This window comes from Azospirillum sp. SYSU D00513 (assembly GCF_017356015.1).
In the GTDB taxonomy this organism is placed as follows: Bacteria; Pseudomonadota; Alphaproteobacteria; order Azospirillales; family Azospirillaceae; genus Azospirillum.
The window spans coordinates 21189-44898 of sequence record NZ_JAFIQV010000020.1 but is presented as its reverse complement, the minus strand read 5'-3'; the positions used below and the strand labels follow the sequence as shown (position 1 = coordinate 44898).

Sequence of the window (23710 nt, the reverse complement as noted above, 5' to 3'; positions counted from 1 at the left end):
GTCACGCCGCCGAGGTGTGGACCTTGGCGTTCTGCTCGCGCGTCTTCAGGAAGCGCAGCTTCGGGAAATCCTCCTGGGCGCGGTTCAGGTGCCAGGGGTTGCGGGCAAGGAAGACCAGGGCGCCGTCATGGTCCTCGGCGAGCGCCGAGCGGTTCAGGTCGATGAACTTCTTCAGCTCCGCCTCGTCGTCCGCCTCGATCCAGCGCGCGGCATCGACGCCGGCCCCCTCGAAACGGGCGGTCAGCCCGTATTCCGCCTCGATGCGGGCGGCGAGCACCTCGAACTGAAGCTGCCCGACGACGCCCACGACCCAGTCGGCGCCGGTCAGCGGCTTGAACACCTGGGACGCACCCTCCTCGGCGAAATGCTCCAGCGCCTTGCGCAGGTGCTTCACCTTCATCGGGTCGTCCAGCCGCACGCGCTGGAGCAGTTCCGGCGCGAAGCTCGGCACGCCGGTGAAGCGCAGGTCCTCGCCCTCGGTCAGCGTGTCGCCGATGCGCAAAGACCCGTGGTTCGGGATGCCGATGATGTCGCCCGGCCAGGCCTCTTCCGCCAGCTCGCGGTCGCGGGCCAGGAACAGCACGGCGTTGTTCACCGCCATCAGCTTGCCGGAACGGATGTGCTTCAGCTTCGCGCCGCGCTTGAACCGGCCGGAGCAGAGCCGGACGAAGGCGATGCGGTCGCGATGGTTCGGGTCCATGTTGGCCTGGACCTTGAACACGAATCCGCTGGTCTTCGCCTCGTCCGGCGCCACGAGGCGCTGGTCGGCCGGCTGCGGGCGTGGCGGCGGGGCGCTCTCGGCCAGGCTCTCCAGCAGCTCGCGCACACCGAAGTTGTTGATGGCCGAGCCGAAATAGATCGGAGTCAGGTGGCCCGCCCGGTAGGCTTCCAGATCGAAGGGCGGCATCAGCCCGCGGGCCATCTCCACCTCCTCGCGCAGCTTCTCCACCGCGTGGGCGGGCAGCAGCTCGTCGAGCTTCGGGTCGTCGAGGCCGTGGCACTCGATGCCCTCGTCGATCTCGTCGCCCTTCGTGCGGTCCATCAGGATCAGCCGGTCGCGGATCAGGTCGTAGCAGCCCAGGAAGTCGCGGCCCATGCCGATGGGCCAGCTCGCCGGCGTGACCTCCAGCGCCAGCGACTGCTCGATCTCGGAGATGAGGTCGAACGGGTCGCGCGCCTCGCGGTCCATCTTGTTGCAGAAGGTCATGATCGGCACGTCGCGCAGGCGGCAGACCTCGAACAGCTTCAGGGTCTGCGCCTCGATGCCCTTGGCGCCGTCGATGACCATGACCGCGCTGTCCACCGCCGTGAGCGTGCGGTAGGTGTCCTCCGAGAAGTCCTCGTGGCCCGGCGTGTCGAGCAGGTTGAAGGTGCGGCCGACATAGTCGAAGGTCATCACCGAGGCGGTGACCGAGATGCCGCGCTCGCGCTCCACCTTCATCCAGTCGGACTTGGCGCGCCGCTGCTCGCCGCGCGCCTTCACGGCGCCGGCCATCTGGATGGCGCCGCCGAACAGCAGCAGCTTTTCCGTCAATGTGGTCTTGCCGGCGTCGGGGTGCGCGATGATCGCGAAGGTCCGTCGCCGGGAAACGGCGTCCTGATGTTCGGACATGCGCCTTCCCGTCACTCTCGAAATGCAAATGGCCGAAATGAAAACGGCCGAATTGGAAACGGCGAAAAGGGCCGGGAGCGTCACGCGCCCCGCGGCCCTCTTCCTTGGCCCTATAGATAGCAGTCCGGCCGCCCCGGTTCCAGTCCCGCGGCGGCCGGATCGGCGGTGGTCAGACCCGCGCCTTACAGACTGAGTTCGGCGATCTGCACGGCGTTGAGCGCCGCACCCTTCAGGAGCTGGTCGCCGCAGACGAACAGGTCGAGGCCGCGGTCGCCGAAGACCGGGTTGACGCGGATGCGGCCGACCTCGACGTCGAACTGGCCGGTGGCGTTCAGCGGCATCGGGTAGACGCCGTTGGCCGGGTCGTCGGTCAGCTTCACGCCGGCCGCGTCGCCAAGCACCGCGCGGGCGGCGGCGGCGGTCACCGGCTCGATCGTCTCGATGGTGATGGCCTCGGAATGGGCGCGGTAGGTCGGGATGCGCACGGCGGTGCAGCTCACCGGCAGGTCCGGCAGGTCCAGGATCTTCCGGGTCTCCCAGGTCACCTTCATCTCCTCCTTGGTGTAGCCGTTCTCCTGGAAGGCGTCGATCTGCGGGATGACGTTGAAGGGGATCGGGTGGCGGAAGACGCTGTTGGTGACCGGGCGGCCTTCGAGCTGGTTGCGGGTCTGCTGCTCCAGCTCCTCCATGCCCTCGGCACCGGCGCCGCTGGTCGCCTGGTAGGTGGAGACGATCACGCGGCGGAGGCCGAAGGCCTTGTGCAGGGGGCCGAGCGCCACGACGGCGATGGCGGTCGTGCAGTTCGGGTTGGAGATCAGGCGCTTGGAGGGCTCGTAGGCGCCGGCGTTGATCTCCGGCACGATCAGCGGGATCTCCGGCTGATAGCGGAAGGCCGAGGAGTTGTCGATCACCAGCGGGCCGGCGGCGGCGATGCGGGGGCCGTGCTCCTTGGCGAAGTCGCCGGACACGGCAAGCAGAACGATGTCGCAGTCCTTCACGCGCTCATGGTTGAACTCTTCCAGCGTGATCTGGCCGAAGGGCGTCTCCACGGTGCGGCCGGCGCTGCGAGCCGACGCGAACAGGCGCAGCTCCCCGACGGGGAAGGAGCGGCTGTGGAGCACGTTGACCATTTCACGGCCGACGGCACCGGTGGCGCCGACGACGGCGACGCGGCGGGGAGAAGGGGAAGAGCTGCTCATGATCGTGTCCGTGTCCTGTTGTGTGCGCCCGCGCCGTTGCTTCTGAAACGGTGCCCTTGATGTGCCAGATACGACAAGGGCCCCGTCCGTCTCCGGCGGGGCCCTCGTGGGTGGTGAAGCGTCTCTACCGCATCTTCACGCGCCACTTCCGGACGGCCCGCCGGAGCTGGTCGTTTTGGTAGTGGTAATGATGATGGCGATCGAGCGGTTCATGATCCTATCCATAGACGAACACACGGCATTTGTGAAGTGTCCGCGTGTTCGCCCTGATTGTTATTTTCCTACCCAGTCAACCCTGCCGCTCAGGCGACGTCGTCGTCATTGACCTCCGGCTTGACCGGGTGCACGTCCCAGATCTCCTCGGCATACTCGTTGATCGTGCGGTCCGAGGAGAACCAGCCCATGTTGGTCGTGTTCAGGATCGCCTTGCGGGTCCATTCCTCGGAGTTGCGGTAGAGCTGCATCGCCGCTTCCTGCGCGCGGCAGTAGTCGGCGAAGTCGGCCGTGACCAGGAAATGGTCGCCGCCGTCCGTCAGGGCCTGGACGATCGGCAGGTAGCGGTTGGGATCGTCCGGCGAGAAGACGCCGGTCGAGATCATGTCGAGCACGCGCTTGAGGCTCGGGTTGGAGGCGATGACGTCGCGCGGGTTGAAGCCGCCGGTCACGCGCAAGTCGTTCACCTCCTCCGCCGTCAGGCCGAAGATGAAGATGTTCTCGGCCCCGACATGCTCTCGGATCTCGACGTTGGCGCCGTCCAGCGTGCCGATGGTCAGAGCGCCGTTGAGCGCCAGCTTCATGTTGCCGGTGCCCGAGGCCTCCATGCCCGCCGTGGAGATCTGCTCCGACAGGTCGGCGGCCGGCATGATGATCTCGGCGGCGGTGACGTTGTAGTTCGGCAGATACACGACCTTCAGCTTGTCGTGCAGGGCCGGGTCATGGTTGACCACCTTGGCGACATCGTTGATCAGCTTGATGATCAGCTTGGCCATGTGGTAGCTCGGCGCCGCCTTGCCGCCGAAGATCTTGGTGACCGGCACCCAGTTCACGGTCGGGTTGGAGCGCATGTCGTTGTACAGCGCGATCGTCTGAAGGACGTTCAGGAGCTGGCGCTTGTACTCGTGCATGCGCTTGACCTGCACGTCGAACATGCTGTCGACCTGCACCTCGACGCCGGTCTGGCGGGCGATGAAGGCGGCCAGCCGCTTCTTGTTCTTGCGCTTGGCGCGGCGGAACTCCTCGCGGAAGACCACGTCGTCGGCCTTGTCGCGCAGTGCGGCGATCTGGCTCAGATCATGGATCCAGCTCTCGCCGATGCGGCTGGTGATCAGCTCGGCCAGCGGCCGGTTGGCCTGGTGCAGCCAGCGGCGCGGGGTGATGCCGTTGGTCTTGTTGTTGATGCGGTCCGGGAACTCCGCGTGGAAGTCGGCGAAGACCGTCTGCTTCATCAGGTCGGTGTGCAGGGCCGACACGCCGTTGACCTTGTGCGAGCCGAGGAAGGCCAGGTTGCCCATGCGCACGCGGCGCTCGCCCCGCTCGTCGATCAGCGACAGGCGCGACAGACGCTCCATGTCGCCGGCCGCCCGGGCCTTGGTGCGGTTCAGGAACTTCGCGTTGATCTCGTAGATGATCTGCATGTGGCGCGGCAGCACCCGCTCGATCATCTGGACCGGCCAGGCTTCCAGCGCTTCGGGCAGGAGCGTGTGGTTGGTGTAGGAGAAGGTCGCCCGCGTGATCTCCCAGGCGCGGTCCCATTCGTAGCCGTGCTGGTCGACCAGCAGGCGCATCAGCTCGGCGATGGAGATGGCCGGGTGCGTGTCGTTGAGCTGGACCGCCGCCTTTTCCGCCAGATTGTCGAAGCTGCCGTGGTTCAGCATGTGGCGGTGCAGGATGTCCTGCATCGAGGCCGAGGTGAAGAAATACTCCTGCTTGAGGCGGAGTTCCTTGCCGGTCTCGGTCGCGTCGTTCGGGTAGAGGACGCGGCTGAGATTCTCCGACAGGATCTTCTGCTCGACCGCCTTCATGTAGGCACCTTCGTTGAAGTGCCCGAAGTTGAAGTCGCGGGTCGCGCGCGCCGACCAGAGGCGCAGCGTGTTGATCGTCTCGCCGCCGAAGCCGACCACGGGCGTGTCGTAGGCCATGGCCAGCACGCGCTCGCTGTCGACCCAGCGGTAGGCGCGCTCGCCGACCGAATCCCGGAACTCCTCGACCCGGCCGTAGAACTGCACGGGATAGAGGACCTCGGGCCGCGCGAACTCCCACGGGTTGCCGAACTGGAGCCACTGCTCCGGATACTCGACCTGCCAGCCATGTTCGAAGCGCTGCTCGAACAGGCCGAATTCATAGCGGATGCCGTAGCCGTAGCCCGGCAGGCCCAGCGAGGCCATGCTGTCCAGGAAGCAGGCGGCGAGGCGGCCGAGGCCGCCGTTGCCGAGTGCGGCGTCCGGCTCGGCGTCCAGGACCTCTTCCAGGTTCAGGCCGAGCTGGTCCAGCGCCTTCCGGCACTCCTCCACGACCCCCATGTTCGCCAGGCTGTTGCCGAGCAGGCGCCCGATGAGGAACTCGAGGGACAAGTAATAGACGCGCTTGCTGTCCTTCTTGTAGTAGGTCCGCGTCGTGTCCATCCAGCGGTCGACCAGCCGGTCGCGCACGGACAAGGCCACCGTGTGGAACCAGTCGCGGCGCGTGGCGGCCTTGGCGTCCTTGCCGACCGAATAGACCAGCCATTCCAAGAACGAGCGCTTGAGCCCGTCGACATCCAGACTGCGCCGTTCGATCTCGCGGGACTTGTATCGAGCGTCCATATGCTGACTTTCCGTTGTCCAAGGCCAGGGGGAGAGAGGGCCCGACGGAGGAAGGCCGCGTCCATGCGGGTCCTCCGAACAGGAGGCAGTATCCGGAATGTTGGTTAATAAAACTCTTAGGGATGGAGTCGGAAACGGTTTTCCTTCCATTCTCATGGCCGCGCCGCCAGCGGTCCAGTAAAGGGCCCGGCGGAAGCGGCCCGACGGGCGCCCGCGGCCCCCATCGACCGGCGCCGACGACCTGGGACAACTGCACCACAGTCGCGTCTTTATCGCAACTGCACAATCCGTACGGTTCGGCCGCCGGGCGCTCCCCGGAAACAAAATCCGGGCTCCACGGACCCCGAATCCGGCACCGGACGTTCCCTTCCCGGCAGAAACATCGAAGACGAACTAAGTCTTAGCCAAAATTTCCATTCGCCTTCCACGGAAGTTGAATTCCGTCGTTCCGTCTGGGGAACAACCCGTAAGGGGCCGCGTTTAGAAGGGGACGTCACGAGGAACGGAGGCAATACGGAAGCGCAAAGGCGCCTTCGGATTGCTCACGAGAGACCGGGAGACCGCAGATGACGACCATCCGAAGCAGGGGCCGACCCGCGAGCCGATTCGCCGCCGGCCCCGCCCTTGGGACGCCGTAGCGGCGACACGCCTACAGACCGACCGACACCGCGAAGCTCCAAAAAGGGCCGGCACGCCTCCAGCGCGCCGGAAAGGGGGAAGTCATCCCTCGCCCGAGGCGCCGCAAAGAGCCGCCTCGATGTGAAGAGAACCGTGGAGGAAGAGTAATCATGGCGTACTCGTTCGAATCCGAGCTGATCCGCTGCATGCCCAACCTGCAACGCTACGCCTGCAAGCTGACGCGCGACGCCGCGGCGGCCGAGGATCTGACCCAGGATTGCCTGGCCCGCGCCCTGTCGCGCCAGCACCGTTTCGAACCCGGCACCAACATGCAGGCCTGGCTCACCACGATGCTGAAGAACCTTCACTTCAACAATCTTCAGCGCGAGAAGCACGTCACCAAGATCGAGCTGTGGGACGGCGCCATGTCGGTCGAGGCCGCCCAGATCGCCCGCCTCGTCTTCCGCGACGTGGACCGCTGCTTCGGCGCCCTGACCCCCAGCCAGCGCAAGGTCGTGAAACTCGTCGCCATCGAGGGCCGCCCCTACCAGGAAGCCGCCGAGAAGCTGAACGTCTCCATCGGCACGATCCGTTCCCGCCTGTGCCGCGCCCGCGAGCGGTTGAACACGCTGATGGCCGCCTGACGGCCTTCTCCACGGAAAGGGCGGAGCCGGCGGGCTCCGCCCTTTTTTCTTGCCCTCCTTCCGGCTCCGGAACCCTCGGTCCAGGGCCGGCCCTGATGGAACCGGCCCCCTTGCCTTTGCGTCAGCCGTTGACGACGCTGCCGCCGTTGGGATGCAGCACCTGCCCCGACATGTAGGAGGAGTCGCTCGACGCCAGGAACACGAAGCAGGGCGCCACCTCTTCCGGCTGACCGGCGCGGCCGAGCGGCACGTCGGACCCGAAGCTCGCCACCTTGTCCTCCGGGAAGGTCGAGGGGATCAGCGGAGTCCAGATCGGCCCCGGCGCCACGGCGTTGACACGGATGCCGCGCTCGGCCACCGACAGGGCCAGCGACCGGGTGAAGGCGACGATGGCGCCCTTGGTCGAGGAATAGTCCAGCAGCATCGGGTTGCCCTTGTAGGCGGTGACCGATGTCGTGTTGACGATGGCGCTGCCCTCCTTCATGTGCGGCAGGGCGGCCTTCGCCATGTAGAAATAGGCGAAAATGTTCGTGCGGAAGGTCCGCTCCAGCTGCTCGGCGGTGATGTCCTCGATCTTCTGCTGGGGATGCTGCTCCGCCGCGTTGTTCACGAGGATGTCGATGCGGCCGAACTCCTCCACGACGCGGGCGATGGCGCGCTTGCAGGTCTCCTCGTCGCCGAGGTCGCCGCGGATCGCGGTGCAGGGCTGCCCCTCCTCCCCGACCAGGCGCTTGGTTTCCTCCGCGTCGTCGTCCTCGTTCAGGTAGACGAAGGCGACCTTGGCGCCCTCGCGCGCGAACAGGATGGCGGTCGCGCGGCCGATGCCGCTGTCGCCGCCGGTGATCAGGGCCACCTTGTCGCGCAGCTTGCCGCTGCCGCGGTAGTGGGGCGCCATGGTCGCGGGCTGCGGCGTCATCGGATCCTGGTGGCCGGGCTGCGTGTTCTGGTGCTGGGGCGGCTGACGGGACTCCTGCTGAGCCATGGTTCGCGTCTCCTTGGAATCGGGCTTCTGTGAATCGGGCTTCCGTTCGGGAGGGCCGCGCTCTTTCGAACGGCCCTGATGCCGCCGGACAACAGCCGCCGCCCGGCGCCGTTCCGCAAAAGTGTTTGCTGGAACAACCGCCTATAGCCGCTGTTACCACGCCATGCAGGAACGAAGGGGTGCCGGGCGGAATTCAGGGGAGCCGCCCGTCGGGAGGAACGCCATGCGGCCGGGTCGATCCGCTGAAAGAGCGGAGCACCCACCAAGGGTTGGAAGTCCCGATCGCACACCCCATAAGAAGAGGTAGGCGGCACGATCCAAGGCCTTCGGCGCGTACCCTCAGGGGTGCCGCACCATGTTGCGGTCGTGCCGCGGATCGTTTTCGTCTCTGGGCCCGGCCCCGGCGACGTTCCGGGAACGAAACACATGAAGCGTGTGACGATGAACGATATCAACGCCTATCTCGACGGCGCCCTCGACGAGGACAAGCGCCACGAACTCGAAAAAGCAGCCGAGGGCGACATGGAGATCAAGGCTCTCCTGTCGCAGCACCGGAATCACGTGGAGGAGCTTCACCGCCTCTACGACCCGGTGCTCGAGGAGCCGGTGCCCTCGCGCATGCTCGAGCTTTTACGCCGTCAGAAGAGCTGAAGCCTCCCGACCGGATCTGTCTTTGGTGGCGACCGGCCGGGCAGGTCGCCTTTTTTGTACCCGCCGCCCCGAGGAGGGCGGTCAGCCCTCCCCCTCGTCGGACAGGGACACGAGCGTCGTGTTGCCGCCGGCCGCCGTCGTGTTGACGGACAGCGTCCGTTCGGTCGCGAAGCGCATCAGATAATGCGGACCGCCGGCCTTGGGGCCGGTGCCCGACAGCCCCTCGCCGCCGAAGGGCTGCACCCCGACCACGGCGCCGATCATGTTGCGGTTGACGTAGGCGTTGCCCACGCCCAACCGGCCGTGGATGCGCCGGATCGTCTCGTCGATGCGGCTGTGGATGCCGAGCGTCAGCCCGTAGCCCGTGGCCTCCACCGCGTCCAGCACCGAATCCAGCCGGTCGGCCCCATAGCGGATGACGTGCAGCACCGGCCCGAACACCTCGCGCTCCAGCCGGTCGAGCCGGTCCAGCTCAAAGGCGCGCGGCGCGAAGAAGGTGCCGTGCGCGCATTCCTCCGTCAGCTCCGCCTCGAACAGTGGCTTGGCCTCGCGCGCCATGCGCTCGGCGTGGGCCGCCAGCCCGTCGCGCGCCTCGGCGTCGATGGCCGGGCCGACATCCGTGCGCAGCAGGGCCGGGTCGCCGACGCGGAGTTCGCGCGCCGCCCCGTCCAGCATGGCGATCACCCGGTCGGCGATGCCGTCCTGCACGAAGAGGACGCGCAGCGCCGAACAGCGCTGGCCGGTGGAGCGGAAGGCGCTGGTCACCACGTCGTCCACGAGCTGCTCCGGCAGGGCGGAACTGTCGGCGATCATTGCGTTCTGCCCGCCGGTCTCGGCGATCAGCGGCACGATGGGACCCGGCCGCCGGGCGAGCGTCAGGTTGATCGCGCGGGCCGTCTCGGTCGAGCCCGTGAAGGCGACGCCCTTGACCCGGACGTCCCCGACCAGCGCCGCGCCGATGCGCCCGTCGCCCGGCAGCAGGTGCAGCACCTCCGGCGGCACGCCAGCCTCCAGCAGCAGCTCCACCGCGCGGGCCGCCATCAGCGGCGTCTGCTCGGCGGGCTTCGCCACGACGGCATTGCCGGCGGCGAGTGCCGCCGTCACCTGCCCGACGAAGATCGCCAGCGGGAAGTTCCAGGGGCTGATGCAGGCGAACACGCCGCGGCCATGCAAGGAGAGCTGGTTCAGCTCACCGGTCGGCCCCGGCATGGTCTTGGTCTGGAAGTCGGCGCGCGCCCGCACCGCGTAGTAGCGGCAGAAGTCCACCGCCTCGCGCAGCTCGGCCAGCGCGTCGGGAATGGTCTTGCCGGCCTCGCGGACGCAGAGCGCCATCAGCTCGGCCCGATGCGTCTCCATCAGGTCGGCGGCGCGCTCCAGAACCGCGGCGCGCTCGCCGGCGGGGCGGCTCGACCAGCCCGGGGCCGCCTTGGCGGCGATCGCCAGCGCCCGGTCGAGATCGGCCTCGGTCGCCTCGACGACGGAGCCGGCGACGCGCCGCTGGTCCGACGGGTCGCGCAGCATCCGCTCCGCCCCGGCGGACGGCTTGCCGCCGACCAGAGGCGCCGCGCGCCAGCTCTTCGCCCAGGCCTCGCCCATTGCGGCCATCAGCGGATCGATCTGCGCCGCGTCGGACAGGTCGATGCCCGCGGAGTTCCTGCGCTCCGCCCCGAACAGGTCGAGCGGCTGGGGAATGCGCGGGTGCGGCTTCACGGCGAGCCGGGCGGCGCGGCTCACCGGGTCGGCGACGATCTCCGAGACCGGCACCTGATCGTCCTGGATGCGATTGACGAAGGAGCTGTTGGCGCCGTTCTCCAGCAAGCGGCGGACCAGATAGGCCAGCAGGTCCTCATGGCTGCCGACCGGCGCGTAGACGCGGCATGGCATCTCCGGTCCCACAATTTGGTGGTACAAGGGCTCGCCCATGCCGTGCAGCCGCTGGAACTCGAAGCCCCGGCCGCGCTCGCCCCGCTCGCCCGACATCTCCAGCACGGCGGCGACCGTCTGGGCGTTGTGGGTGGCGAACATCGGGTAGAGCCGGTCGCGCATCTCCAGCATCCGCCGCGCGCAGGCAAGATATGAGACGTCCGTGTTCACTTTGCGGGTGAAGACGGGGTAGCCGTCCAGCCCGCGCTCCTGCCCGCGCTTGATCTCGCTGTCCCAATAGGCGCCCTTCACCAGCCGGACCATGATCCGGCGGCCGGCGCGGGCGGCCAGCTCGCCCAGCCATTCGATGACGGCGATGCCCCGCTTCTGGTAGGCCTGGACCGCGAGCCCGAGCCCGTCCCAGCCCGCGAGATCCGGATCCAGTGCCACCGCCTCGAACAGGTCGAGCGAGAGTTCCAGACGGTCGGCCTCCTCCGCGTCCACGGTCAGCCCGATGCCGGCCGCCTTCGCCTGGAGGCAGAGCGCCTTCACCCGCGGCAGCAGCTCGGCCATGACGCGCTCGCGCTGGGCCACCTCGTAACGGGGATGGATGGCCGACAGCTTCACCGAGATGCCCGGCGACGCGTACACGTCCCGGCCCCGGCGGGCGGCCCCGATGGCGCCGATCGCCATGGCGTAGGTGTCGAAATAGCGCTGCGCGTCCCGCTCCGTCCGCGCGCCCTCGCCCAGCATGTCGAAGGAATGGCGGTAGCCGTGCTTCTCCTGGTCGGCGGCGCGGTCCAGCGCCTCCCCGATGGTGCGGCCCATCACGAACTGGCGGCCCATGATGCGCATCGCCCGCAGCATCGCCTGGCGGATCACCGGCTCGCCCGCCTTGGCGATCAGCCGGTCCATCACCTTGGACGGCTTGCCCTCGGTCTGCTCGTCCAGCCGGATCACACGGCCGGTCAGCATCAGCGCCCAGGTCGAGGCGTTGACGAAGATGTTGTCGGCACGGCCCAGATGGCTGTTCCAGTCGGCGGTGCCGATCTTGTCGCGGATCAGCGCGTTCGCCGTCTCGGCGTCCGGGATGCGCAGCAGCGCCTCGGCAACGCACATCAGGGCCACGCCCTCGCGGGTGGACAGGCCGAACTCCTGGAGGAAGGCATCCAGCATGCCGTAGCTGGTGCGCGCCCGGCGCACTCCCTCGACCAGCCGCGACGCCTCGGCCTCGACGCGGGAGCGCGCCTCGATCGGGAGCATGGCCCGCTGGACGAGCGCCTCGACCGCGCGGGTCTCGTCCATGCGGTAGGCCGGCCCCATGGCGGCGCGGTGCGTTCCGGCGGCGGAGCCGTGATTCGCGGGAGAGTTCGCGGAAGAAAGCGGCAGGCTGGACATCGCGGGGCACTCCGCACAACGGGTTGAGTTATCTTCGTTGTATTCCCTGTTTCGCCGAATGTGGCATGGTTCACGGCTATCCGAACAGGATAAGATCACACCCGGAACCGCCCTTCCCCGAAGGAAATTCGCCCATGACGGAGCGGCCCCTCGACTCGACCGACCTGAAGATCCTGCGCGAGCTTCAAGAGGATGGAAAGATCACGAACGTGGAACTCGCCAGACGCGTCAACCTCAGCGCCGCCGCCTGCCTGGAACGGGTGAAACGCTTGCAGAGCGAGGGATTCATCCGCAAATACACGGCCCTGCTCGACCCGCAGAAGCTGGGGGCGAGCCTGATGGTCTTCGTGGAGGTGGTGCTCGACCGCACCACGCCCGCGCGGTTCGACGATTTCAAGAAGGCGGTTCTGCGCATGCCGCAGGTGATGGAGTGCCACATGGTCGCCGGCGGCTTCGACTATCTGGTCAAGGCGCGCGTGCGCGACATGACCGAGTACCGGGCCTTCCTGGGCGAGTTCCTGGCCAACGCCGGCGGGGTGCGGGAGACGCACACCTATGTCGTGATGGAGGAGATCAAGAACGTGGTCGCCATTCCGCTCAACCCGCGTTCGGTGACGGCGTGACGGATTCGGCATTGCCCTTGCGGCCGGGGCGCGGCCGCATGGCCCCCTCCATCCTCCTCGGTCCAGCGCTCTACTTCCGGGGGGAGCAGGGCGACCGCTGGCGCCTGTCCGCCCTTTTCGTGCTGGATGGCGAGACGGAGCCCTTCGACCTGCGGGTGGACGGCGTCACCCTGCCCGTCCCGCCGCGCCATCTCGCCCGCTGGCGTGACCGGCATGTGTGGCGCTTCGACTTCGCCGTGCCGCGCGGCCTCCGCGACACGGAGGTCGCCTACGGCTTCGCCGACGGGCCGAACTGGACCCTCACCGTTCCCGGCCGCACGGGCCAGCCGCGGATCGCCTACGTCTCCTGCAACGGCGTGGAGCGGGAAGACCGGCTCGCCGGCCTCGACCAGCCGCGCAACGCGCGCTGGAGCGACCTGCTGGCCCGCCATGGCGAGCAGCGCTTCCACCTGCTGCTTCAGGGCGGCGACCAGCTCTACGCCGACGCGGTGTGGCGCGAGGGACCGCTGCTCGGAGGCTGGCGCAAGCGCTACGCGAAGGGAAAGGCGGAGGGCGAGTTCACCCAGCCCATGGCCGAGGAAGCCAAGGACTTCTATTTCGCGAACTACATGGGCGGCTGGGGCCAGCCGGAAACTGCGGCCGTCATGGCCGCCATTCCGTCGGTCATGATGTGGGACGACCACGACGTGTTCGACGGCTGGGGCTCCCATCCTGAAGAAGAGCTTCGGCACCCGGTGGTCCAGGGCGTCTACGGCGCGGCGCGGCACCATTTCTCGCTGTTCCAGCTCGGCTCCGGGCTGGACTCCCTGCCGGAATGCGTCTGGGGCGGCCCGGTCGGCACCTTCACCCAGGGCTTCCGGATCGGCGAGGTCGGCATCTTCGCGCCCGACCTGCGCAGCGAGCGCACGCCGGCCCAGGTGATGTCGGCGGCGACCTGGTCGCTCCTGCCGGAGTGGCTGGACCGGTTCAAGGGCTGCCGCCACCTCCTGCTGATGTCCAGCGTTCCGCTGCTCTTCGCCGACACGGCGGGGCTGGAGCGGGCCATCCGGCGGCTGCCGGTCCGCACCGGTTTCGAGGACGACCTGCGCGACCAGTGGCGCAGCCCCGCCCACGCCGAGGAATGGCGGCGCTTCCTCTCGCTGCTGATCGATTTCTCCCGCCGCACGGGCTGCCGCGTCACCGCCCTGTCGGGCGAGATCCACGCGGGCGGGCGCGGCCTGCTGCGCGGCGGCGGGGTCGAGATGTGGCAGCTCATCGCGTCGGGCGTCGTGCATCCGCCGCCCGGCCGGCTGCCCGCCTTCGCGCTGGAACGCATGGCGGCGTGGCGCGACCGGCCGCTGGACGGATACACGCTGGAGATGCCGCCCTTCCCCGAATCGGGAAAGCGCATCATCCGGCAGCGCAACTGGCTGTCCCTGATCTTCGACAACCGGGGGCAGATCCACGCCCGATGGGCCGCTGAGGGCACGCCGGAGGGTTACAGCCAGACCATCTAGCGCCGGCCTTCTACGAGGTGGGCTTCTCCAGCACGAAGAGCAGCCCCGGGATCGGCACACCCTTCTCGGTTCGCGGCGCCACCGGCTCCAGCGTCACCACGGCAAACCCCTGCTCGGAGGCCAGCCGGCGCAGGTAGGCCTCCGCATGGGCGTAGCGGCGCGACGGGCCGAGCGTGAAATCCTCGCCATCGCTGCGCTCCACCGTCGCGGCGAAGTGCCCGCCGGGGCGGAGAGCCCGGCGGGCCGCCGCGAAGAGCGGCGCGAGGTCGCCGATGTAGACCAGCACGTCGGCGGCGACCAGCAGGTCCCAGCTTCCGGGCGCGGCGTCCATCGCGGCGACCACGTCGCCGACCTGGAGATCGTCGTAGAGGTTGCGCTGCCGCGCCTTCTCGACCATGCGGGGCGACAGGTCCACCCCCGCGAGATGGCCGGCGAGCGGACGGAAGGCCTCGCCCCCCAGCCCCGTCCCGCAGCCCAGGTCCAGCACGCGCAGGCCCGTCCTGGGACCCGGCAGCGCATCCACGGCGGCGCGCAGCCGGACCGGGGCGACGTAGCCGAGCTTGCCCAGCAGATGCTGGTCGAAGCTGTCGGCGTAGCGGTCGAACAGCGCACGCACATAGGCGGCCGTCAGGTCCGTCGGGCCGCCGCTCTCCAGCGCCTCGATCAGAGCGGCGCTGCCGAGCCCATCCCCCTCGTCCAGGTCGCGGGCGCGGCGCAGGGCGGCCAGCGCCTTGTCCGGTTCGCGCAGGACGATCCAGACGCGCCCGATGTTATGATGAAGGGCCGCCTCATCCTCGTGCCGGCGGACGAGCGGCTGAAGCAGTTCCACGGCGGCCAGCGCGTCGCCCGACTCGACCAGCAGGGCGGCCAGCTCCAGCGCGGCCTCCAGGTCGCCGGCGCGCAGGACCAGCGCCTCCCGGTATTCGGCGATGGCCTCGGCGGAATGCCCACCGGCCACCAGCGCGCGGGCGAGGCACAGCCGTGCCGCGGCGGAATCCGGGCGCTCCTCCACCAGCAGGCGGCCCGACGCCACCGCCTCATCCGTCCGGCCGGCAGCCCGCAAGGCTTCCGCAAGGCCCAGCCGCAGGGGCCAGGAGCGCGGGTCGAGCGTCACCGCCCACCCGTAAGCGGTCACGGCGGCGGCCGCAGCCCCGGCGCCGAGCAGCGAGTCGGCGAGCGCGCCCCAGGCCTCGCCGAGGTCCGGCGCCAGGAGTCCGGCAGCGCGGAAAGCGGCGGCGGCCGCGTCCGGCGCGCCGGCATAGAGGCGCTCATAACCCAGTTCGAACAGGCGGTCGGGGGAAAGCGGCCCGGTTTCCGGGTCCGGCATCGGCAGATCGGTCGGCGGATCGGTCGGCACTGGGGCGCAGCCTTCGAGTCGAAACAGGCGCCGCTTATGGCATGGGGCTTCGCGGCCGGGCAAGCCGCATCCGAGGTGGCCGGTCTAGACCTTCGGCATTTGGGATAAATCCATTTTGATGCGGATGTCACAGGCGTCTTCGCACGTTTCGCGCCTGACATGAAAAACCGCCCTATTCCAACACCTTATGGCCCGATGTTCACGGTCTATTACCCTCGGCTGAAATGGATGGGTGACATTCGACAGTGCCTCGCTGTGGTATATCCAAGGCCTAAATAGGTTGACGGTCGATCAAATTTTTGGAAATGTCCCCTCGACGCCCGGTTGGTGGCGTTGATCTTTTCGAGGAGGCGGTCACCGTAAAGAGACTCGGTGACCGGAATGTGAGCCCCGCGCGGGGGGCCAGCCCGTTTCAGACGGGTAACTGAACGAGGGAGGTACCCGGTATGCAAGGACGACAGCAGCGTGCGCGCGTTCACTACGCCCGCTGGGCCGCTCTGGCACTCGGTTTCAACGTCATCGCCTTCCTCGGAAGCCCCGCAGCGGCGCAGGAAAACTGCGTCACGCACGCCGTCGAGGCGGAGCGCGAGTTCAACATCCCCTCCGGCCTTCTCGTGGCCATCTCCCTCGTCGAAAGCGGCGAAGGCGGCGCACCCAGCCCCTTCGCGATGAGCGTGCAGGGCCGTTCGGTCTACGCCCGCAACCCCGGCGACGCGGCCCGCCATCTGCGGGACAAGAAGGGCAAGCTTCTCAACAACGTGTATGTCGGCTGCATGCAGCTTTCGCTCAGCGTGCACCGCGCCTCCTTCGAGCCGGTCGAGCGCATCGTGCAGCCGCGCGAGAATGTCTATTACGCCGCCCGCCTGCTGCGCCGCCTCCATGGCGAGCAGGGAAGCTGGAAGACGGCGGTCGCCCGCTACAACGGCGGCTCGCTGCGCCAGGCGCAGAGCTACGTTTGCAAGATCTGGCAGCACCTGACGGAGCTGGACCCGCAGAGCGCCAAGCTGCTCGAATCGGCGCGCTGCGACAACAGCAGCCCCGCCTCGGTCGCGCCGCGCACCCGCCGCACCTTCCAGAACGCCCAGGAAGTCGCCTCCATCAACTGATGGAGCGCGCCCCACGCCGTCGGATGGCCAGGGATCCCGCGCCGGTTCCGCCTTCCCCGGCATGTTTCTCCCAGGATGTCTTGGCGGCGTCCTCCCGGATCGGGTAAACCCGTTCCTCATGAACTACCGTCATATTTTCCACGCCGGCAACCCGGCCGACGTGATGAAGCACGCCGTGCTGGCGATGATCCTGGATCATCTGCGCGCCAAGCCGACGCCATTCTGCGTGCTGGACACCCATGCCGGCATTGGGCGCTACGACCTGGAGTCGGAGCCCGCGCGCAAGACCCTGGAATATCAGGACGGCATCGGCCGCCTGTTCGGCGCGCCGCCTGCCCACCCCGCTCTCGCCCCCTACATCGAGGCCGTCTCCGCCCTGAACCCGGACGGCGTGCTGCGCTGGTACCCCGGCTCTCCGCGCCTGACCCGCGCGCTGATGCGGGAAAACGACCGGCTGGTGCTGGTGGAACTGCATCCGGAGGATTGCCGCACCCTGCGCGACGAGTTCAAGGGCGACCGCCAGACCTCCGTGCACTGCCAGGACGCCTATGTGGCGTTGAAGGCCCATCTGCCGCCAAAGGAGAAGCGCGGGCTCGTCCTCATGGACCCGCCCTTCGAGCAGCCGGACGAATACGCCCGTCTCGCCGAAGGGCTGAAGGCCGCGCACCGGCGCTGGCCGACAGGCATCTTCGCCCTCTGGTATCCGATCAAGGAGCGCCCTGCGGTCTGGCGCTTCCACGAGGCGCTGGAATCGGCGGGCATCCCGAAGATCCTGACGGTCGAGCTGACCTGGCACCCGGAGGACACCCACACCCGCCTGAACGGTTCGGGCCTGATGATCGTGAACCCGCCCTGGCGGCTCGACGAAAGCCTGCGCGAGGCCCTGCCCGCCTTGCACGCCGCCCTGCCCTCGACCGGCGGCGGCGTCACCGTGGACTGGCTGGTGCCGGAGGCCGCGCGGGAATAGCTCTCAAAAAACGCCACGGCGCGCCACGGGGATCACGTCCCCATGGCGCGCCGTGGATGCCAGGAACCGGAACCGCGGTGCGGGCGGTCGGTGCGTGGATGTTCGATGCCCGGTCTTTTGCCGCCTGATCTTTCGCTGCCTGAGCCTACGCCACGGGAACGGCCGCCGCTTGGACGGCCGGTGCGCCGGAAGGCGGCGTCGGCGTCGGCGTCGGCGTCGGCGTCAGGCCGCCGAGGTCAGCGGAAAGCCGCTGTAATCGAGCGAGGCCGACCAGAAACGCTCCAGCTTGCGCAGCGTCTCGTTCGCCTTGACCAGCTCCTCGTCGCTGAAGCCGGCCTTTTCCAGCGCCGACAGATGGCGCTCGAACATGCGGCTGATCTTCTCGCGGAGGTCGAGGCCCTTTTCGGACAGGCGGACGCGCACCGACCGGCGGTCGTGCGGCGAACGCTCCTGGCCCAGATAGCCGTTCTCGACCATCTTCTTGACGTTGTACGAGACGTTCGAGCCGAGATAGTAGCCGCGGGCGGTCAACTCGCCGACGGTCATCTCGTCCTCGCCGATGTTGTACAGGATCAGGCTCTGGACGTTGTTGATGTCCTGGATCCCGAGCCGGTCAAGTTCGGTCTTGAGCACTTCCAGAAAGTGGCGGTGAAGCCGTTCGATCAGGAGGATGCTTTCATAGTAGGGTTTGCGCACCGCGGTCTCCTATGGCTCTAACCGGATGGTGGCCGCTGCGGGACCCTTCCGGGTGACTTAATTGAGATTAACCGATCGATGACCGGCAATCATCTCAATTATTCCGGAAAAGCCCTCGCCCGATAGCCAGGATTTGCCGACGGCCCGAGGAGCGCCAACGGTGCGGCAGAACGCGCCCGGACCAAACCGCCGCCCGCACCCCCCGCCATGTCCGCTCCCCTCGCCGTCACGCCCGCTCCTTCACACCTGCCGGGTTTGAGATAAGTCTCGGAAGGATTTCGATACACTAACGCTCAAGAGCGCGGAAAGTGCCCGAGTCGCCCTCCCGAAAAGCGCGGTGGATGAGAGAATTTTTTCCGCCACGGCGCAACCCCGGGTAGCCCGGCGAGGTGCGCTCCAGCTGAGGGCGAAGCGCCGCCCTCAGCGGACTCCGTCCAAGAACAGCCCCACGGTGTCCTCCACCAGCCGCCGGACCTCGTCGCGCGCCGGCGCCTCCTCCGGGCGGAGCAGGATCTTCAGGTAATGCTCCCCGTGCAGGAAGCCGAGGAAGGTCGTGGCCGCGCGGTCCGGGTCCTTGACGCGGAGCTGCCCCCGCTCCGTCGCGGCGCGCAGATAGTCCGAGAGGATGCCCTGAACCGAATCCGGCCCGCCGCGCTGAAAGGTGTCGATCACCCTGGGGAACTGCTCGCTGTTCGCGATCAGCAGCCGCATGATCTTGGCGCTGTCGGTCGTCAGCAGCTCCTGCGCGAAATGCAGGCCGAATTCGGTCAGCGCTTGGCGCGGGTCGTCGTAGTTGAGGGAGATCTCCCGAAGCTGCTCCGTGAACTGGCGGCACTTGATGGACACGGCGCTCTCGAACAGGCCGGTCTTGTCGCCGAACGCCTCGTAGAGCGTCGTCCGTGACCCGCCGGAGCGCGCGATGATGTCGCTCAGCGTGGTGCGCTCGAACCCGCGTTCCATGAACAGCGCCCAGGCCGCGTCCAGGATGGCCTCCCTCCGGGCATCGCCGCGCGGGCCGGGAGCCCGCAGGGCGCCCTTTTGGCTGGCGGCCTTGTCGCCCTCACCCATTCCCATACCTTCCTGACAGGCTTTGTGCTTTGCACCATTGTGCTTTGCGCAAACTCGATGTACTGTATCATACAGTACACAGGCATTGGTTATCAACGTTAGGTTTGCCAGGCTGGCCCTGCTGCGGCGACTCCGACCCGGAGTCGCCTTTCGCGCTTGGGCGGTCCGGATGGCTCCTTTCAACAAACGTAAGTTCAAGGGATCGCGACCATGCATTACCGGTCAGTCAAAAACGCGTCGGCTGGCGCCGCCCTGTTCATCCTGGCAGCGTGCGGCATCGCCGGAGACGCGCTGGCCCAGCAGGGCGGCCCGGGGCGCCCGCCGCCCCAGGTCGGCGTCGTGACGCTTCATCCCCAATCGGTCGATCTCACCACCGAGCTGCCGGGGCGGGTCGCCGCCGCGCGGCTGGCCGAGGTCCGGCCGCAGGTCAACGGCATCATCCTGAAGCGCCTGTTCGAGGAGGGCGCCGAGGTCAAGGCGGGGCAGCAGCTCTACCAGATCGACCCGGCCCCCTACCAGGCGGCGCTCGACACGGCCAAGGCCGAACTGGCGCGCGCCGAGGCGACCGCCAATTCGGCGCGCACCAAGGCCGCCCGCTACCGCGACCTCGTGCGCTCCCGCGCGGTCAGCCAGCAGGATTACGAGGACATCGCCGCGACGCTGCTGGAGAGCGAGGCGTCGGTCGCCGCCGCCAAGGCGGCCATCCGCACGGCCCAGATCAACCTCGACTACACGAAGGTCACCTCTCCCATTGCCGGCCGCATCGGCCGCTCGGCGATGACGGAAGGCTCGCTCGTGACCGCCAACCAGGCGCAGACGCTGGCGACCGTCACCCAGCTCGACCCGATCTACGTCGATCTCACCCAGTCCAGCGCCGAACTCTTCCGCCTGCGCCAAGCGCTCGGCAAGGACGCGCTGCGCGGCGGCACGGCCAAGGCGCCGGTGCGCCTCATGGTCGGCGGCGGCGACGACGCCGTCTACGCCCATGAGGGCGAACTCCAGTTCTCCGAGGTGATCGTCGACGAGACGACCGGCTCGGTGCGCCTGCGCGCCGTCTTCCCGAATCCGAACCAGGACCTTCTCCCCGGCCTCTTCGTCCGGGCCAAGGTGACCTGGGGCGCCGTGACGGACGCCTACATGGTGCCGCAGCAGGCGGTGATCCGCCGCCCTGACGGCAGCGCCTTCGTGTGGGCCGTGGGCGAGGACCAGAAGGCCACCCAGAAGACGGTCAAGGCCGAGCGCGCCATCGGCGACAAGTGGCTGGTGTCGGAAGGCGTGACCCCCGGCGAGCGGGTGATCGTCGAGGGCGTCCAGAAGGTGGCGCCCGGCGCCCAGGTCAGCGTCGCGAACGTCGGCGGCCCCGGCGAGCAGGCCCAGGCGGACGTCCCGTCCGCCGGCACGGCCCGCTGAACCGCAAGACGCGGAAGCGGAATGACACGCGGCTGAACGCTGGCGAACGACAAGGTTAGAGCACCATCATGGCGAAATTCTTCATCGACAGGCCGGTCTTCGCCTGGGTGATCGCGATCGTGATCATGCTGGCCGGCGCCCTCAGCATCCTGAGGCTCCCGGTCGAGCAGTACCCGGCGATCGCGCCCCCCTCGATCCAGATCACGGCGAGCTACCCCGGCGCTTCGGCGCAGACGCTGGAAAGCACGGTGACCCAGGTCATCGAGCAGCAGATGAACGGCCTGGACTACCTGCGCTACATCTCCTCGACCAGCGACGGCACGGGCAACGCCGAGATCACCCTGACCTTCAACCCGGAGGCCGACCCCGACATCGCCCAGGTGCAGGTGCAGAACAAGCTGCAGCTCGCCATGCCGCGCCTTCCCCAGGAAGTGCAGCAGCAGGGCGTCCAGGTCTCCAAGGGCAACAGCACCTTCCTGATGGTGCTGGGCTTCGTGTCGCGCGACGGCTCGATCGAGCAGAATGACATCTCCGACTTCGTCGCCTCGCGCATCCAGGACCCGATCAGCCGCGTCACCGGCGTCGGCAACGTCACCCTGTTCGGCGCCCAGCACGCGATGCGCATCTGGATGGATCCGAACAAGCTGATCAGCTACGGGCTGACCACGACCGACATCGTGACGGCGATCACCGCGCAGAACGCCGAGGTGTCGGCCGGCCAGCTCGGCGGCGCGCCCGCCGTGCCCGGCCAGCAGCTCAACGCTACGATCATCGCCCAGACCCGCCTGGAGACTCCGGAGGAGTTCGGCAACATCCTGGTGCGCGTGAACACCGACGGCTCGCAGGTCCGCCTGTCCGACGTCGCCCGCATCGAGGTCGGCGCCGAGACCTCCGAGATCATCGCGCGCTACAACGGCATGCCCGCCGCCGGCGTCGGCATCAGCCTGGCGACCGGCGCCAACGCCCTGGACACGGCCGACGCCGTGCGGGCGCGGCTGGCCGAGCTGGAGCCGATCTTCCCGGAGAGCATGGAGGTCGTCTATCCGTACGACACCACTCCCTTCGTGACGATCTCGATCGAGGGCGTGGTCCACACGCTCCTGGAAGCGGTCGTCCTCGTCTTCGTCATCATGTACCTGTTCCTGCAGAACTTCCGGGCGACGCTGATCCCGACCATCGCCGTGCCGGTGGTGCTGCTGGGGACCTTCGGCGTGCTGTCGGCGGCGGGATTCACCATCAACACGCTGACCATGTTCGCCATGGTGCTGGCGATCGGCCTTCTCGTGGACGACGCCATCGTCGTGGTCGAGAACGTCGAGCGCGTGATGGAGGAGGAAGGGCTGCCGCCCAAGGAAGCCACCCGCAAGTCCATGGGCCAGATCACCGGCGCGCTGATCGGCATCGCCCTGGTGCTGTCCGCCGTGTTCGTGCCCATGGCCTTCTTCAGCGGCTCGACCGGCGCCATCTACCGCCAGTTCTCGCTCACCATCGTGTCGGCCATGGCCCTGTCGGTCGTGGTGGCGCTGGTGCTGACCCCGGCGCTCTGCGCCACCATGCTGAAGCCGCCCAAGCACGGGCACGGCCACGCCAAGCGCGGCTTCTTCGGCTGGTTCAACCGCACCTTCGACCGCTCGAATGCGCGTTACCAGAAGGGCGTCGCCCACATGGTGCGCCGCCGCCTGCCCTATCTCATCGTCTATGCGGCGCTCGTCGGCGGGCTGGCCGTCCTGTTCATGCGGCTGCCCACCGCCTTCCTGCCCGACGAGGACCAGGGCATCATGTTCACCCAGGTGTCGCTGCCCCCCGGCGCCACCTCCGAGCGGACCCTGACCGCCATGAAGGAGGTCGAGCGCCACTTCCTGGAGACCGAGAAGGAGTATGTGAACGGCATCTTCACGGTCGTGGGTTTCAGCTTCAGCGGCCGCGGCCAGAACGCCGGCATCGGCTTCGTCAACCTCAAGCCCTGGGACGAGCGCGAGGGCGAGGCGGGCAACGTTCAGACCATCGCCGGACGCGCCATGGGCGCCCTGTCGCAGGTCCGCGACGCCATGATCTTCGCCTTCACCCCGCCCTCGATCATCGAGCTGGGCAACGCCACCGGCTTCGACTTCCAGCTCGTGGACCAGGCCGGCCTCGGCCACCAGAAGCTGACCGAGGCGCGCAACCAGCTCCTGGGCATGGCCGCCCAGAACCCGGCCCTGATGGCCGTCCGACCCAACGGTCTGGACGACACGCCGCAGATGCGCGTGGACATCGACCGCGAGAAGGCGAGCGCGCTCGGCCTGTCGCTGGGCGACATCAACCGGACGCTGAGCGCCGCCTGGGGCTCCAGCTACGTCAACGACTTCGTCGAGAACGGACGCGTCAAGCGGGTCTTCCTCCAGGCCGACGCGCCCTACCGCATGCTGCCGTCGGACATGGAGCGCTGGTACATCCGCAACGCCAACGGCGAGATGGTGCCCTTCTCGGCCTTCTCGACCAGCCGCTGGGAATACGGCTCTCCGCGCCTGGAGCGCTTCAACGGCAACTCCTCCCTCAACATCCAGGGCCAGCCGGCGCCGGGCGTCAGCTCGGGTGCCGCGATGGCCGCGATGGAGGAGATCGCCTCGAAGCTGCCGCAGGGCATCGGCTACGAATGGCAGGGCCTCTCCTACGAGGAGCGGCTGTCGGGGTCGCAGGCCCCGATGCTCTACGCGCTGTCCATCCTCGTGGTCTTCCTCTGCCTCGCCGCCCTGTACGAGAGCTGGTCGATCCCGGTCTCGGTCATCCTGGTCGTGCCGCTCGGCGTTCTCGGCGCGGTGATCGCCGCCCATCTGCGTCACCTGCCCAACGACGTCTATTTCCAGGTCGGCCTGCTGACCACCATCGGACTGTCCGCCAAGAACGCCATCCTGATCGTCGAGTTCGCCAAGGACCTGCACGAGGAGGGCATGGGGCTGATCGAGGCCACGATCGAGGCCTGCCGCCAGCGGCTGCGCCCGATCCTCATGACCTCCTTCGCCTTCATCCTCGGCGTGCTGCCGCTCGCGATCAGCACCGGCGCCGGCTCGGGCAGCCAGAACGCCATCGGCGTCGGCGTGATGGGCGGCATGATCTCGGCCACCATCCTGGCGATCTTCTTCGTGCCCGTCTTCTTCGTGACGGTGATGGCGGTCGTCGCACGCTGGTCGCCGCGTCCGGCCCCGGTGAACCAGGCGGACATGGCGCAGGCGGACTGAC

The 23710-nt window shown here is 68.1% G+C and carries 16 protein-coding genes; 8 read left to right on the top strand and 8 right to left on the bottom strand.

The window, feature by feature from the left end:
- Position 1 precedes the first annotated feature (1 nt).
- The 3 genes from JUB11_RS16085 to JUB11_RS16075 all read right to left on the bottom strand — a co-directional run bounded on the left by JUB11_RS16085 (position 2) and on the right by JUB11_RS16075 (position 5612).
- The gene (locus JUB11_RS16085; RefSeq protein ID WP_207459586.1) at positions 2-1612 is read right to left on the bottom strand and encodes a peptide chain release factor 3; all 1611 of its coding nucleotides are present in this window, start codon (positions 1610-1612) and stop codon (positions 2-4) included.
- Between the two features lie 182 nt (positions 1613-1794).
- The gene (locus JUB11_RS16080; protein WP_207459585.1) at positions 1795-2811 is read right to left on the bottom strand and encodes an aspartate-semialdehyde dehydrogenase; all 1017 of its coding nucleotides are present in this window, start codon (positions 2809-2811) and stop codon (positions 1795-1797) included.
- 302 nt (positions 2812-3113) lie between these two features.
- Complete coding sequence (locus JUB11_RS16075; RefSeq protein WP_207459584.1) at positions 3114-5612, bottom strand: glycogen/starch/alpha-glucan phosphorylase; 2499 nt, start codon at positions 5610-5612, stop codon at positions 3114-3116.
- Positions 5613-6400: 788 nt separating this feature from the next.
- On the opposite strand from JUB11_RS16075, the gene JUB11_RS16070 reads away from it, so the two are divergent.
- Positions 6401-6874, top strand: a complete 474-nt coding sequence (locus JUB11_RS16070) for a sigma-70 family RNA polymerase sigma factor (protein ID WP_207459583.1) — start codon at positions 6401-6403, stop codon at positions 6872-6874.
- 121 nt (positions 6875-6995) lie between these two features.
- Here JUB11_RS16070 and JUB11_RS16065 read toward each other — a convergent pair whose 3' ends face one another.
- A complete protein-coding gene (locus tag JUB11_RS16065) occupies positions 6996-7856 on the bottom strand; it encodes an SDR family oxidoreductase (RefSeq protein WP_207459582.1) in 861 nt (286 codons plus the stop codon).
- A gap of 426 nt (positions 7857-8282) precedes the next feature.
- On the opposite strand from JUB11_RS16065, the gene JUB11_RS16060 reads away from it, so the two are divergent.
- On the top strand, positions 8283-8507 hold the full coding sequence (locus JUB11_RS16060) for a NepR family anti-sigma factor (RefSeq protein ID WP_207459581.1): 225 nt from the start codon (positions 8283-8285) through the stop codon (positions 8505-8507).
- Between the two features lie 81 nt (positions 8508-8588).
- Here the strand turns inward: JUB11_RS16060 and putA are convergent, their stop codons facing one another.
- Entirely contained in the window at positions 8589-11768 is a 3180-nt protein-coding gene (putA, locus tag JUB11_RS16055) for a bifunctional proline dehydrogenase/L-glutamate gamma-semialdehyde dehydrogenase PutA (protein ID WP_207459580.1), read from the bottom strand.
- 134 nt (positions 11769-11902) lie between these two features.
- Between putA and JUB11_RS16050 the strand changes: the two genes are divergently transcribed.
- The gene (locus JUB11_RS16050) at positions 11903-12391 is read left to right on the top strand and encodes an Lrp/AsnC ligand binding domain-containing protein (RefSeq protein WP_207459579.1); all 489 of its coding nucleotides are present in this window, start codon (positions 11903-11905) and stop codon (positions 12389-12391) included.
- A gap of 38 nt (positions 12392-12429) precedes the next feature.
- Positions 12430-13887, top strand: a complete 1458-nt coding sequence (locus JUB11_RS16045) for an alkaline phosphatase family protein (RefSeq protein ID WP_207459578.1) — start codon at positions 12430-12432, stop codon at positions 13885-13887.
- A 10-nt stretch (positions 13888-13897) separates the two neighbouring features.
- On the opposite strand, the gene JUB11_RS16040 is transcribed toward JUB11_RS16045, so the two are convergent.
- Complete coding sequence (locus JUB11_RS16040; protein ID WP_348771441.1) at positions 13898-15244, bottom strand: methyltransferase domain-containing protein; 1347 nt, start codon at positions 15242-15244, stop codon at positions 13898-13900.
- A gap of 446 nt (positions 15245-15690) precedes the next feature.
- Here JUB11_RS16040 and JUB11_RS16035 point away from each other — a divergent pair, with 446 nt between their 5' ends.
- Both JUB11_RS16035 and rlmJ read left to right on the top strand, forming a co-directional pair.
- Positions 15691-16350, top strand: coding sequence for a transglycosylase SLT domain-containing protein (locus JUB11_RS16035; RefSeq protein WP_207459577.1), 660 nt, complete (start codon positions 15691-15693; stop codon positions 16348-16350).
- 118 nt (positions 16351-16468) lie between these two features.
- Complete coding sequence (gene rlmJ / locus JUB11_RS16030; protein WP_207459576.1) at positions 16469-17317, top strand: 23S rRNA (adenine(2030)-N(6))-methyltransferase RlmJ; 849 nt, start codon at positions 16469-16471, stop codon at positions 17315-17317.
- 222 nt (positions 17318-17539) lie between these two features.
- On the opposite strand, the gene JUB11_RS16025 is transcribed toward rlmJ, so the two are convergent.
- Positions 17540-18013, bottom strand: a complete 474-nt coding sequence (locus JUB11_RS16025) for a winged helix DNA-binding protein (RefSeq protein WP_207459575.1) — start codon at positions 18011-18013, stop codon at positions 17540-17542.
- 420 nt (positions 18014-18433) lie between these two features.
- Complete coding sequence (locus JUB11_RS16020) at positions 18434-19081, bottom strand: TetR/AcrR family transcriptional regulator (RefSeq protein ID WP_207459574.1); 648 nt, start codon at positions 19079-19081, stop codon at positions 18434-18436.
- 210 nt (positions 19082-19291) lie between these two features.
- On the opposite strand from JUB11_RS16020, the gene JUB11_RS16015 reads away from it, so the two are divergent.
- Both JUB11_RS16015 and JUB11_RS16010 read left to right on the top strand, forming a co-directional pair.
- Positions 19292-20491: an efflux RND transporter periplasmic adaptor subunit gene (locus tag JUB11_RS16015; protein ID WP_207459573.1), complete on the top strand. Its 1200-nt coding sequence runs from the start codon at positions 19292-19294 to the stop codon at positions 20489-20491.
- A gap of 68 nt (positions 20492-20559) precedes the next feature.
- Positions 20560-23709 (top strand): efflux RND transporter permease subunit, encoded by a 3150-nt coding sequence (locus JUB11_RS16010; RefSeq protein ID WP_207459572.1) that lies wholly within the window; start codon positions 20560-20562, stop codon positions 23707-23709.
- Position 23710: the final 1 nt, after the last annotated feature.

Bases quoted from the DNA above. Each gene is read 5' to 3' on its own strand.
- JUB11_RS16085 (WP_207459586.1), bottom strand. From the start codon at position 1,612: ATGTCCGAACATCAGGACGCCGTTTCCCGGCGACGGACCTTCGCGATC.
- JUB11_RS16080 (WP_207459585.1), bottom strand. From the start codon at position 2,811: ATGAGCAGCTCTTCCCCTTCTCCCCGCCGCGTCGCCGTCGTCGGCGCC.
- JUB11_RS16075 (WP_207459584.1), bottom strand. From the start codon at position 5,612: ATGGACGCTCGATACAAGTCCCGCGAGATCGAACGGCGCAGTCTGGAT.
- JUB11_RS16070 (WP_207459583.1), top strand. From the start codon at position 6,401: ATGGCGTACTCGTTCGAATCCGAGCTGATCCGCTGCATGCCCAACCTG.
- JUB11_RS16065 (WP_207459582.1), bottom strand. From the start codon at position 7,856: ATGGCTCAGCAGGAGTCCCGTCAGCCGCCCCAGCACCAGAACACGCAG.
- JUB11_RS16060 (WP_207459581.1), top strand. From the start codon at position 8,283: ATGAAGCGTGTGACGATGAACGATATCAACGCCTATCTCGACGGCGCC.
- putA (WP_207459580.1), bottom strand. From the start codon at position 11,768: ATGTCCAGCCTGCCGCTTTCTTCCGCGAACTCTCCCGCGAATCACGGC.
- JUB11_RS16050 (WP_207459579.1), top strand. From the start codon at position 11,903: ATGACGGAGCGGCCCCTCGACTCGACCGACCTGAAGATCCTGCGCGAG.
- JUB11_RS16045 (WP_207459578.1), top strand. From the start codon at position 12,430: ATGGCCCCCTCCATCCTCCTCGGTCCAGCGCTCTACTTCCGGGGGGAG.
- JUB11_RS16035 (WP_207459577.1), top strand. From the start codon at position 15,691: ATGCAAGGACGACAGCAGCGTGCGCGCGTTCACTACGCCCGCTGGGCC.
- rlmJ (WP_207459576.1), top strand. From the start codon at position 16,469: ATGAACTACCGTCATATTTTCCACGCCGGCAACCCGGCCGACGTGATG.
- JUB11_RS16020 (WP_207459574.1), bottom strand. From the start codon at position 19,081: ATGGGTGAGGGCGACAAGGCCGCCAGCCAAAAGGGCGCCCTGCGGGCT.
- JUB11_RS16015 (WP_207459573.1), top strand. From the start codon at position 19,292: ATGCATTACCGGTCAGTCAAAAACGCGTCGGCTGGCGCCGCCCTGTTC.
- JUB11_RS16010 (WP_207459572.1), top strand. From the start codon at position 20,560: ATGGCGAAATTCTTCATCGACAGGCCGGTCTTCGCCTGGGTGATCGCG.